General features: G+C 49.8%; 10 protein-coding genes and 1 tRNA gene. 3 read left to right on the top strand and 8 right to left on the bottom strand.

The window, feature by feature from the left end:
- Window position 1: 1 nt before the first annotated feature.
- Window positions 2–724, bottom strand: coding sequence for an acyl-[acyl-carrier-protein] thioesterase (locus tag EJL91_RS17245; protein ID WP_125143195.1), 723 nt, complete (start codon window positions 722–724; stop codon window positions 2–4).
- Window positions 725–1,051: 327 nt separating this feature from the next.
- Between EJL91_RS17245 and EJL91_RS17240 the strand changes: the two genes are divergently transcribed.
- Window positions 1,052–1,124: transfer RNA gene (locus tag EJL91_RS17240), tRNA-Gln, on the top strand.
- A gap of 221 nt (window positions 1,125–1,345) precedes the next feature.
- Here the strand turns inward: EJL91_RS17240 and EJL91_RS17235 are convergent.
- Complete coding sequence (locus EJL91_RS17235; protein ID WP_125143194.1) at window positions 1,346–1,813, bottom strand: HAAS signaling domain-containing protein; 468 nt, start codon at window positions 1,811–1,813, stop codon at window positions 1,346–1,348.
- Between the two features lie 30 nt (window positions 1,814–1,843).
- A complete protein-coding gene (locus tag EJL91_RS17230) occupies window positions 1,844–3,781 on the bottom strand; it encodes a fructose-1,6-bisphosphatase (RefSeq protein WP_125143193.1) in 1,938 nt (645 codons plus the stop codon).
- Between the two features lie 350 nt (window positions 3,782–4,131).
- Here EJL91_RS17230 and EJL91_RS17225 point away from each other — a divergent pair, with 350 nt between their 5' ends.
- Window positions 4,132–4,944: an MBL fold metallo-hydrolase gene (locus tag EJL91_RS17225; RefSeq protein ID WP_125143192.1), complete on the top strand. Its 813-nt coding sequence runs from the start codon at window positions 4,132–4,134 to the stop codon at window positions 4,942–4,944.
- 169 nt (window positions 4,945–5,113) lie between these two features.
- Here EJL91_RS17225 and EJL91_RS17220 read toward each other — a convergent pair whose 3' ends face one another.
- On the bottom strand, window positions 5,114–5,608 hold the full coding sequence (locus EJL91_RS17220) for a PaaI family thioesterase (protein ID WP_125143191.1): 495 nt from the start codon (window positions 5,606–5,608) through the stop codon (window positions 5,114–5,116).
- Between the two features lie 197 nt (window positions 5,609–5,805).
- Here EJL91_RS17220 and EJL91_RS17215 point away from each other — a divergent pair, with 197 nt between their 5' ends.
- Window positions 5,806–7,086 (top strand): M23 family metallopeptidase, encoded by a 1,281-nt coding sequence (locus EJL91_RS17215; RefSeq protein WP_423243454.1) that lies wholly within the window; start codon window positions 5,806–5,808, stop codon window positions 7,084–7,086.
- A gap of 2 nt (window positions 7,087–7,088) precedes the next feature.
- Here EJL91_RS17215 and EJL91_RS17210 read toward each other — a convergent pair whose 3' ends face one another.
- The 4 genes from EJL91_RS17210 to ilvB form a co-directional block, all read right to left on the bottom strand.
- Window positions 7,089–8,402, bottom strand: coding sequence for a DUF1015 domain-containing protein (locus EJL91_RS17210; protein ID WP_125143189.1), 1,314 nt, complete (start codon window positions 8,400–8,402; stop codon window positions 7,089–7,091).
- Between the two features lie 86 nt (window positions 8,403–8,488).
- Window positions 8,489–9,658: a phosphoglycerate dehydrogenase gene (locus EJL91_RS17205; RefSeq protein WP_125143188.1), complete on the bottom strand. Its 1,170-nt coding sequence runs from the start codon at window positions 9,656–9,658 to the stop codon at window positions 8,489–8,491.
- A 26-nt stretch (window positions 9,659–9,684) separates the two neighbouring features.
- Window positions 9,685–10,770 (bottom strand): 3-phosphoserine/phosphohydroxythreonine transaminase, encoded by a 1,086-nt coding sequence (gene serC, locus EJL91_RS17200; protein ID WP_125143187.1) that lies wholly within the window; start codon window positions 10,768–10,770, stop codon window positions 9,685–9,687.
- Window positions 10,771–10,851: 81 nt separating this feature from the next.
- Window positions 10,852–12,540 (bottom strand): biosynthetic-type acetolactate synthase large subunit, encoded by a 1,689-nt coding sequence (ilvB, locus tag EJL91_RS17195; protein ID WP_125143186.1) that lies wholly within the window; start codon window positions 12,538–12,540, stop codon window positions 10,852–10,854.
- Window positions 12,541–12,557: the final 17 nt, after the last annotated feature.

Here is a 12,557-nt window from a genome sequence, read left to right as displayed (position 1 = left end):
GTCATTCGTCCTCTCTTTTCTCAGCCAGCCATATGTTGGCAAACACATTCCCGGAAACGTCCTGTAAAGACACCACATATCCCTCCGGAATTCTTCCTATCTTCGGATACATCACGTCTCCGAGCACCGCGGCCTTCTTATATTCCGTCCTCAGTTCCCGGACTGCGAATTTCTCAGGCAGAAGCTCCCTGGCAATCTCCACATACTGCGCATTATTCACATGCTGGTTCGTATCAATATGATGTCTTGCCGCCGTAACCGGTTCCCCGCTCACGCAATCTTTTGGCAAAAGGATTTTCCTCGGCGCAGCCGGAAGCGGAAGTTTCTCCTCCCCCTGCCCATATCCCCGTATCTCATCCTCGGTCACCCTGGCCGGGCAGTTCTTCTCCAAATCATAGAAAAACCAGCAGGAATCCGCCCTCACAAGATAGTTTCCATCCAAATCGGTAATCGTAAAGTTCCGGTATCCATAGATTCCCCTGAAACCGTAAGGCCAGGTTGATATCCTGATACGCTCGCCAAGTCCCGGACAGCGGTCAATCAGAATCTGCCACGTATTCAGCCACCAGGCCCTCTTCTTATCATACAGATAAGAAAGCCCCCGTTTCAAATCTTCCGACTGAAATGTGGAACAGTCCTGCAGATAGTTCATAATCCCGGTCACCGACAGGCGGCCGGTCTCATCCATCTCGCTGTACCGCACTCTGCTTTCAAATGTATACATAGTCCACCTCGCTGTCATACCGTGCCTGCACCCTCTGTCGATAGCTGCCGGACCGGTATCCTGCTGATATTATAGCTGCTTCTGCCGGACTTGTCTATCGATTCTCTGCCGGCGATTGTTCTATCTAATTATAAACAGAACTTACATATAAAAACCGTAAAAATACCCGTAAAATCTAATCAAGTTATAGTATATTTTCCTGTAAATTCTCAATTCACTCGATGTGCCAACCGCAAAATACAATCCTCATTTCCCAATTAAATATTTTTTCATAAAAGGGCTTGACATCTCCCATTTCCCGAAGTATAATACAGATCGTTATTTCATTGGGCCATCGCCAAATGGTAAGGCAACGGACTCTGACTCCGTCATTTTCAAGGTTCGAATCCTTGTGGCCCAGCTTCAAAAAGAGCATTCAGTCAGCCGAAGAAGGCAGCTTGATGCTCTTTTTATGTATTTAAAATATACCTCAACATGTTTGCGGCGGTGAAAATGCCTTATGCCTGTTTCTCACCGCCACTCGGAAACAGCCGCTGCCCGGATACCTCCCTCACAATCCCGGCAGCGGCTTTTCTCATAATCATATCTTCCTGAATTCTTGTATTTCTTATTTTCTATTTCTTATCTTTTCATCCCCTTAATAAACGTATAAATCAGCCAAATCAGAATCAGCGGACCCGCAAAGCGCATCAACAGGGCGAATATCCCGCCAAGTACCGTGATGACGAGAAACATAAAAAGACCCACTACCACCAGAAGCAGAAGTTTCCAATACCACTTAGTCAGATCAAAATAGTGGAAACTCGAACTGCTGCGGCTCTCCTGCTGCCGGTACCCGCCTCCCTGGCTCTCATAGTAGCCTTCACTCTGTTCCGGTATATCACCGGCCGCCTCGCTGCTGTCGATGATTGTCCTGGCGATCAGCCTTGGGCCGCCAATCTCCTCTATCACTTCCTCCTCGCTGCGTCCTGCGGATGTCTCCTGAGAAATATAATTGTCATAATATCTCAGGTTCTCCTGCAAAACTCTGTCGGAAACCTCCCCCTGCAGAGCTTCCTTAAGCTCCTGTAAAAATTCTGATTTTCTCATGTGTCACTCCTTATGCTGCGGCTGCCCGCCTTACCGGATTCTCTCCTTCAGGGCGCCCTTCCGGTAAGCTGCCACAAGTTCTTTCAAGTCTTCAATTCTCCGGGCCAGTTCTTTTCCGTCGTCCGTATCGGCCACCATGATTCTCTTACGCATCTTCTCCACAATGCTGACGCGCGGCGTGCTCTCTTTCTTCGGATCGAATGGCTTGTGCTCCGCCAGGGCCAGATGCCTGGAATTAAAAATAAGTGTGTATCCCGCAATCCCCGTTGTTCCCTGATAGGCTTTAGAGAGTCCTCCATCAATAATAAACAGCTTTCCTCCCGCCTTGATGGGAGTTTCACCGTCCTTAATCTTCACCGGTACATGGCCGTTGATAATATGGGAACCGGTTGTTAAAAGGCCAAATTCCTCCAGTATCCTGTCACAGTATTCCTCCTGGACGCTCAGCTTATAATAGGGATTCATCTTCTCCCTGGACGCTTCCCGGTCCTCCACAAAATAGTGTTCGAACGTGGTCATCTTGTCTTTTCCAAAAACAGGCGACTTGGCGCCGCACCAAAGGTACCACATAAAATCGCGGCTCGCCTCTTTATCCGGGGCGCTGTTTGGCAGAAAATACGCATTCTTGACCTGTCTGTCGATAAAATCCATCAGTTCTTTTCCGCGGTAGCCTCTTCCATCCACCACCATCTCGTCAAAACTGCCGTCCTCCTTCATCGGGATACATCCGTGGTACAGCAGGTTTGAATTGCAGCACTTGTACATGCTGCCGTTGGAGTACAGGAATTTAATATGCTTGTGGAGAAGCGAGCTGTGGCAGAATGACAGCGTCAGCGTATGTAAAAGCTCCTCCTCTTCCTGGGAAAGCTTCAGCGGGTCGGCCGGATCGATGGTCGGGAAGTTCATGTCCATCATCGGGTACTCTTTTCCCTCTATTGTAACGGTTCCCTTTTCATAATCAATAGCCGTCAGAAGAATCCGGCTGTCCATCTCATATTCGGGATGGCGTTTGATAATCTGCCCCTCCACTTTAAACTGGATAACGGCGATCGCCTTATGCATCTTAGCCGCCAGTCCCGGATCCACGGCATCATAGATATTCTGATCCAGAATACGCGGCATAAAACGCGCGCACGGATCATCGTGGTATACTTTGGCCGCAAACATGGAGAGTGGTCTGATATTAATTCCATAGCCGTCCTCCAGCACGTCGAAACCATTGTAGCTGATTGCAATCCTTAATACACTGCAGATGCAGGCCGGATTGCCGGTGGATGCCCCCATCCAGGAGATGTCGTGGTTTCCCCACTGGATATCCACATCGTGAAACTGCATCAGCTCTTCCATAATAATATCAGCCCTCGGCCCTCTGTCAAAAATATCACCGATAATATGGAGATTATCGATAGTCAGATTCTGAATCAGGCGGCACAAGGCAATAATGAAGCTGTCCGCCATCTCGATATCAATGATGGAGCGGATAATTTCACTGTAATACACCTTCTTGTTGTCATCGTTGTAATCCACATGGAGAAGTTCATCGATCGCATAGGCAAACTCCGGGGGCATCTTCTTGCGGACCTTGGAACGGCTGTATTTGGAAGAAACCTCCTTGCAGATCTGTACAAGACGGTAGAGGGCAATCCTCTGCCAGTCCTCTGTGTATCTCTGCTCCTGTTTGAGCTTTGCAATCTGCCTGTCCGGATAATAAATCAGGTTCGCCAGCTGTATCTCATCTTCCTCTGAAATAATATGGCCGAATGTCTCTTTAATCTTCTCGCGGATAATACCGGAGGAACTGCGGAGCAGATGGATAAAAGCCTCATACTCCCCATGCAGATCGCTGAAAAAATACTCTGTCCCTTTCGGCAGTCCGCAGATTGCCATCAGATTCACAATCTCGCTTGACGCCGCTTCAACGGTCGGATATTCACGTGACATCAGTTTCAGGTATGCCAGATCTCTCATTCTACATTTCCCCCCTGCCAGCAGACGGACAGTCCTGCAAATGCCTGCGTACAGGCCTTACTGTTCACAGGTAATGTCCCGCGAGGTGTTTTCGCGCGTTTTTTCGTGAAAATCCCGAGTTACATGGCGTGAAACGGCGCTTTTGCCGTTTCTGTGCATCGCGGAGCGTGTCACTGTGCACGGAGTGAACAGTAACTACAGGCCCGGCGTTCCATTCCTCCTCACAGTTAAAAGGATGCGGTAAAGCATGTAAACACCTGTCCGATTGCTTTTATGATAGGTTTATAGTATCATAAGATGGGAAAAAAATAAAGTTATTACAATATTTCTACCGGCAAGGAGGTTTCACCATGGAAAAAGAGCTTCTCTACGTTTTCGGGACAGGCAACGCCGCCGTCACCCGATGCTATAATACATGTTTTGCCATTCAGGCGGTAAATGGCGAGTACTTTATGGTCGATGCAGGGGGAGGCAACGGTATTCTCGGCATCCTCGAATCCATGGATGTCCCGCTCTCCAAAATACACCACATTTTTATTACCCACGAACATACCGACCACATCCTGGGTATTGTCTGGATGATACGCATGATTGCAACCGCAATGAAAAAGGGCGTCTACGAAGGTGATTTAAACATCTACTGCCACGATGAACTGCCCGAAACCATAAGCACTATCTGCCGTCTTACCATGCAGAAAAAATTCCACTCCATGATAGGCGGCCGCATCCGCCTGATCCCGGTAAAGGATCAGGAGACATATGAAATTCTGGGGCTTAACATCACATTTTTCGACATTCATTCCACCAAGGCCAGACAGTTCGGTTTCACCGCTATTCTTTCAGACGGAAGGAAACTGTGCTGCGCCGGGGATGAACCGCTGAATCCCCAGTGTGAAAGCTATGCCCTGGGCAGCAGCTGGCTCTTACACGAGGCGTTCTGCCTCTATGGCGACAGGGAGAGCTATAAGCCCTATGAAAAACATCACAGCACGGTAAAAGAGGCCTGCGAGCTGGCGGAGCGTCTCCGTATCCCTTCCCTGATCCTCTGGCATACGGAAGATAAAACCATCAAAGAACGACGGGAGCTCTACACGAAAGAAGGGGCTGCCTATTATCATGGGAATCTCTTTGTGCCGGATGACAAAACCGTAATCGAGCTTTAATATCGTGCAAACAACGGCATCCCCGCTTCGCGGACTTTTGATTGCCGCTCAATCACAAAAGCCTGCATTTTCTTCCCCAGGAAGAATTGCAGACTTTTGTGTCAATGTTCACAGGCAATATCCCGCGCATCCTTTTAGTATCTCAAATGCAGTGAGCGTCACTTCCCGCCTATCCTCTCGGGAGCAGATGGTAAAATGTCATGGTAGTGGTTGCCAGAAGCGCGCCCTTATCATCAAAAATCTTTGCATCGCATACGGAAAATGTTTTCCCGTTTTTCACTTCCACTGCTTCCGCCGTAATTTTAGACGTATTTTTTCCCGCCCGCAGATAATTGATATTACCGCTCACCGTTGTCACCCTGTATTCGCCGGATGCCGCCGCTGCCGTGCCGGAAACCGTGTCGGCCAGGGAAAAAAGGACGCCTCCGTGAATTACGCCCAGCACATTCAAATGCCACGGTTTAATCTCTATCTCGCATTTTGCATATCCGGGCCGCCGCTCCAGGGTTTCCATACCGATTTTATCCCTGAAATCCACCGCATCCGGGCCAAGGGCGCCGCCCTCCGCATAAATATCCGCGTATGTGCCGCCCTCCTTTTCTTCGCCCTGCTTTTCTCCGTTCTGATTTTCCTGCATTTTATTTTCTGTTCTATTCTCTTCCATCTGTCAATCACGCCTTTCTTTTTCTTCATAGTTCACGGTATATTCCGTCTTTTCTTCACATATGATCATAAGAGACACTTTTTTCAGGTTTTTACTGCACGGAAGCTTTATGACAAGGGACTCTGACGCCATAAATTTTGCGAGACAACCCTGGGGCATCCGCGCCCGGACAGTGTCATGATATTTGTGAAAGGGGAATCCGTTTGAACCGATTTATTAAAAAAGTAACGGCCGGAGCCGACCGGCTACTTCTCTTTCTACATAAACGACGAACCGGGATTATCATCGGACTTGAAGCTATGGCCGTTCTTTTTCTGCTCGCAGGGTGGATTACGGGCCAAAAAGGAGTATCCGCTTCAGCCTCCCCATTTTCCGGCGGTCTTTTCTCCATGTTCCGCAATGAAGAGGAAGGCCCCAAAAGCGGTAAGGGAACAAAAGATTATATCAAATGGGTGGATTTTGATGTTTCAGCCGATGCCATGACACAGGCTTTCCGCTATGACGTAGCCACCTGCCAGCAGGATATCCATTTAAACTGGATTGAACTGCTCTCCTGTCTCGGAGCCAGTTATGGAGGCGATTTCTCACGTTTTTCCTCCTCCGATATGGACAAATTGGCCGAGCAGCTTAAAAACGGCACCTCCATGGATGAAATCACAAAAGATCTCAAATATTATCCCTATTACCTTGAGGCATATAATGCCGTTCTGGGAGGGCTCGTCGGATATTATGAAATCCAGATCCCGGAATCGGAAGCTCCCGCCTTCGCCCTGTCCGATACCCAGATCAATGAAGGAGATCCGGGGGCATCACAGGACGGCAGCGAGAATCAGAATACAGCCGATAAAGAAACACCTTATGTGGAGCCGGTTGCGCCGAACGGCGAACGGAAAGTCTGGGTGACCAAATACGGCCTTAAGGCATTTCATCCACTGGCCAAAAACTTTCCCTACAGCCACTACGACGATTTTGGTGTGTCCCGCTCCTACGGTTACCGGAGACAGCACCTGGGCCACGATATGATGGGCCAGACGGGAACGCCGGTCATTGCGGTCGAATCCGGTTATGTGGAAGCTATCGGCTGGAACCAGTACGGAGGCTGGCGTCTGGGCATCAGAAGCTTTGACAAAAAACGTTATTACTATTATGCCCATCTGCGCAAGGATTACCCATATCAGGGTAACCTTAAGGAAGGCAGTATTGTCACGGCCGGCGATGTGGTCGGATACCTGGGCCGGACCGGATACAGCGCAACGGAAAATACGAACAATATCGACGAATCGCACCTGCATTTCGGTATCCAGCTTATTTTCGATGAATCCCAGAAAGAGGGAAACAACGAAATTTGGATCGACTGCTATGAAATTATCAAGTTTCTGAGCGTCAACCGCAGCGAAACCGTCAAGGTGGACGGCACCAAGGAATGGTCCCGAATCTACCAGATGAAGGATCCGGCTGTGGGTGAGGTCACTCAATAGTTTTATGAAAGCTTATGGATAAACAGCCCGCTGCGCAGCTTCGGCTCAAACCAGGTGGATTTGGGAGGCATCAGAAGGCCTGCGTCCGCAACGGACAAAAGCTCGGCCATAGAGGTCGGATACATCGAAAAGGCAACTGCCATGTCGGTATCCACCCGCCTCTCCAGCTCCTTCGTGCCCCGGATTCCCCCGATAAACTCGATTCTCTTATCTGTCCTCGGATCTCCGATTCCGAGGACTGGGGTTAAAAGATGTTCCTGTAAGAGTGAAACATCCAGACCTTTCACCGGATCTGCGGTCATTATGCTCTCTCTGGCTTTCAGCGTATACCAGGCGCCGTCAAGCAGCATGCAGATTTCACCTTTGCGGGCAGGAATTTTCCCGGAGCATGCATCGCATCCGGCGTTTTCGGTGTTCACTGTATTTTTGGCCGTTTTCCCGGCGGTATTCTCAGCCTTCCTCTCAATTTTTCCGGTTATCTCAAATGACTCCTGTACCTGAGCGAGAAATTCCTGCGTTCCAAGTCCGTTCAAATCCTTTACCACCCTGTTATAGGACAGGATCTGGAGTTCGTCATCCGGGAACAGCACGGAAAGGAAATAATTAAACTCTTCCTCCCCCGTGTATTCCGGATGCTCCTCCCGCCTCTTTAATGCCACCTTCACGGCCGAGGCCGCACGGTGATGTCCGTCCGCTATGTAGGTATAGGGAATATGGGAAAATTCTTCCGTGATCGCGCTTACCCATTCCGGGCGCGCAATTTTGAATACTCTGTGGCGCACTCCGTCAGGGGAAGTAAAGTCATAAAGAGCTTCTTCCTTTTTCACCTCTTCTTCCAGTTTCTTTATTACGCTGCTGGCCCGGTAAGCGAGAAAAATAGGGCCTGTCTGGGCATCCGTCACATCAACGTGCCTGATGCGGTCCACCTCTTTATCCGCCCTGGTGTTCTCATGTTTTTTCACTATCTGGTTCAAATAGTCATCCACCGATGAACAGGCCGTGATACCGGTCTGGGTATGGCCGTCCATCGTAAGCTCATAGAGATAGTAGCAGGGAACCTCTTCGGTCACAAAAATCCCTTCCTCTTCCATCTGGGCCATAAGCTCCCTGGCTCTGGCGTAAACGCGCTCATCATAGGTATCCACTTCGTCCGGAAAAGACGTTTCCGCCCTGTCGATTCTTAAAAAGGAGAGGGGTTCTCTCTCCACCTCTGACTTAGCCTCTTCTCTGTTGTAAACATCATAGGGCAGGGCCGCCACCCTCGACGCGAATTCTGCGGCGGGCCGCATGCAGTAAAACGGTTTAATACCGGCCATTTTTCTTCCTCCTTCATCATCAAAAATACCGGGGCGGCCGCTCTTTATCAAGCTGCCGCTCCGGCGTATCCTGCATTCATCAACAATTATCTGATTACGCGCACACGCATCATGCCTTTGATCGCATTCAGTTTCTGGCGTGTCAGATCATCCAGCTCCGTCTCCAGATCAATCAGTGTGTAGGCATATTTATCCTTGCTCTTGTTGGTCATGTTGGCAATATTCATGTCGGCGGCAGCCAGGATTGCAGAAATCTGGCCGATCATGTTCGGAACATTCATATGCAGCAGAGCCACACGGTTTAACGAGGAGCACACACCCATATCACAGTCGGGATAGTTAACCGAATTCTTGATATTGCCGTTATTGAGATAATCCATCATCTCTTTTACCGCCATAGCGGCGCAGTTATCCTCGGACTCTTCCGTGGACGCGCCCAAGTGAGGCGTAACGATGGAATGCTCCATAGCCATAACCTTCGGGTTCGGGAAATCGGTTACATAGCGTCTCACCTTGCCGGACTTCAGAGCTTCGGCCATATCATCGTCATTTACAAGCAGATCCCTTGCAAAGTTCAGGATGACAACGCCGTCCTTCATATCCGCCATAGTGGTCTTATTAATCATCTGTCTCGTTCCGTCGAGAAGCGGAACGTGAACGGTTATGTAATCGCACTCTTTGTAAATAATATCGGCCGACATGATGTGTTTTACATCCCTTGAAAGCATCCAGGCTGCGCTTACGGAAATAAAAGGATCGTATCCGTAAACTTCCATTCCCAGCGCTGCCGCCGCATTAGCAACCTCCGCGCCGATCGCGCCGAGGCCGATTACGCCCAGCTTTTTGCCCTTAATCTCGGTGCCGGCAAATGCCTTTTTCGCCTTTTCAACGTCTTTTGCGATGTCCGGGTTTTCTTTCTCCTGTTTACACCAGCCGATTCCTCCGGCAATATCGCGGGCAGACAGCATAAGGCCTGCAATCACCAGCTCCTTCACTCCGTTTGCGTTCGCACCCGGTGTATTGAATACGACGATACCGCGCTCCGCACAGGCATCCAGAGGGATGTTGTTCACGCCGGCCCCTGCACGCGCCACGGCCCGGAGGTTCTCCGAGAACTCCATCTCGTGCATGGAGGCGCTTCTTACAAGGATTCCGTCGGCCTCAGCCGCAGAGTCCGTCATCTCATATTCTTCAGGTAACAACCCGGTTCCGTATTTGGAAATCGGATTGAGGCAATGTATCTTTCTCTTTTTCATATCAGTTGCGTCCTCCGTCTCATCGATTACTTCGCGTGATTCTTCTCAAATTCACGCATAAACTCCACCAGCTTCTCGACGCCTTCGATTGGCATGGCATTATAAATGCTGGCCCTCATACCGCCTACCGTGCGGTGTCCCTTTAAGTTTACAAATCCGGCTGCCTTTGCCTCTTTGACAAACAGGGCATCCATCTCTTCATCTCCCGTCACGAACGGTACGTTCATCAGGGAACGGTCCTTCTTCTCTACCGTGCCTTTAAACAGAGCGCTCTCATCCAGGAAATCGTAAAGGATCTTCGCTTTTTTCTCATTGCGCTCCTTCATTACTTCCAGGCCGCCCATCTTCTTCAGCCACTTGAACACCTTGCCGCACATATAAATCGTATAGGTCGGCGGTGTGTTGTAAAGGGAATCACTGTCCGCATATGTCTTGTAGCGCAGCATCGTAGGTGTACCGGGAAGTACATCCTCCGTAATCAGGTCTTCACGGATAATCACAATGGCAACACCGGCCGGCCCTACGTTCTTCTGTACGCCGCCCCATAAAATGCCAAATTTACTTACATCGATCGGTTCTGAGAGAAAACATGAGGAGATATCGGCCACCAGGGGTTTTCCCTTGGTGTTTGGAAGTTCATGGTATACGGTACCATAAATTGTGTTGTTCAGGCAGATATAAACGTAATCCGCATTCTCATCGATAGGCAGATCCGAACAGTCCGGAATGTAGCTGAATGTCTTGTCGGCGCTTGATGCAACCGCATTCGCCGTGCCAAACAGCTTAGCCTCCGAATATGCTTTCTTTGCCCACTGGCCTGTGATGATATAGTCGCCGACTTTGTTCTTCATCAGATTCATCGGGACCATGGCAAACTGTACGTGTCCGCCTCCCTGTACAAATAATACTTTGTAATTGTCGGGAATATTCATCAGTTCGCGCAGATCTTTTTCAGCGTCGTCGATAATATCCTGGAAATCCTTTGATCTGTGGCTCATCTCCATAACGGACATGCCACTGCCATTGTAATCCATCATCTCAACGGCTGCTTCTTTCAGTACTTCTTCCGGCAGAATGGCCGGACCTGCCGAAAAATTGTAGACTCTGCTCATAGATAGTTCCTCCTCTTTTCCTCATATCTCTTCTCAAACTCTGTTACTGCTCACATCCCAGAATATGGAATGTTCTCTATTTTACAACTGTTCTATCCGTAAGTCAATCTCATCAAAGGCTTCTTCGATCGGTTTTCCCGCAGGAACCATCGGGAATACCTTGTCGTCCGTCCCAATCTGGCAGTCAATTACCACCGGGACATTCAGGCTGATCGCCTCGCGGAGAACCGGCTCCAGCTCCTCTTTCGCCGTCACGCGGTAAGCCTTAGCGCCAAGTCCTTCCGCCACCTTCACGAAGTCCACCTGATCGTTTAAGACGGTCTGTGAATATCTCATGCCGTAGAACAGCGTCTGCCACTGGCGTACCATACCCAGCACGTGATTGTTAAATATAACCTGGATAATCGGGATGTTGTAACGTGTTGCGGTGGCAATCTCGTTCATGTTCATGCGGAAACAGCCGTCTCCGCCGATATTGATGACAGTTTTGTCCATACATCCCATCTTGGCTCCGATGGCGGCGCCCAGGCCGTATCCCATCGTGCCCAGTCCGCCCGAAGTGAGAAGCTGTCTCGGCCTCTTGTACTTATAATACTGGGCGGCCCACATCTGATGCTGGCCTACGTCTGTGGAGATGATTGCCTCACCGTCCGTCACCTCATATATCTTTTCCATAATATACGGGCCTGTCAGAATCTCTTTGTTGTAGCGGAGCGGATACATATCCTTTAACCGTTCCACATGGGCAATCCACTGGTCATGGTTGATCGGATCCAGGCGGGCATTAAGTTTTCTTAAAATCACTTTGACATCGCCGATAACGCTGGCATCTGTTATGATATTCTTGTTAATCTCCGCGGGATCCACATCCAGCTGGAGAATCTTTGCATGGGACGCAAAACGGGATGCGTCTCCCACCACGCGGTCGCTGAACCTGGCTCCCACTACGATCAGAAGGTCGCACTCGGCCACGCCGAAGTTGGAAGTCTTGGTGCCGTGCATGCCGATCATGCCCGTGTAGAGTTCATCCGTTCCGTCAAACGCGCCTTTTCCCATCAGGCTGTCGGCCACCGGGGCCTGGATCTTATGGGCAAATGCATGGAGTTCGTCGGCCGCCTCTGCAGCTACGGCTCCGCCGCCCACGAAAATAAACGGCTTTTTGGATGCGCGGATCATGCCGAGGGCTTTTTCCAGATCTTCCTCCGTAATCTCGGAATCTTCCCGCCTTATCTCATCCGGCTTTTTGTATTCGTAATCGCATTCCGCCGCCGTAACATCCTTGGTAATATCCACAAGGACAGGGCCCGGGCGCCCGCTGCTTGCGATGGTAAATGCCCTTCTCAGCACGCCGGCCAGTTTTGTTACGTCCTTCACAATGAAATTATATTTCGTAATCGGCATTGTTACGCCAAGAATATCGATCTCCTGGAAGCTGTCTTTTCCGAGAAGGTTCATGGACACGTTACAGGTGATAGCCACCATCGGGATGGAGTCCAGATTGGCGGTTGCAATGCCTGTAACAAGGTTCGTCGCTCCCGGTCCTGACGTAGCCAGGCAGACGCCCACCTTTCCCGTGGCTCTGGCATAACCGTCGGCCGCATGGGATGCTCCCTGCTCGTGGGAAGTCAGGATATGGGTGATCTCATTCTGATGTTTATAAAGCGCATCGTAAATGTTTAAAATGGAACCGCCGGGATAGCCGAATACGGTGTCAACTCCCTGTTCTTTTAAACATTCGATGACGATTTCTGCTCCTGTTAATGTTTTCATTTATATTCCTCTGCTTT

The sequence above is a fragment of the Clostridium transplantifaecale genome (assembly GCF_900626075.1).
Lineage (GTDB): Bacteria > Bacillota > Clostridia > Lachnospirales > Lachnospiraceae > Otoolea > Otoolea transplantifaecalis.
Note: the sequence above shows the minus strand (reverse complement) of the source record. Positions and strands in the feature narration are given on the sequence as shown.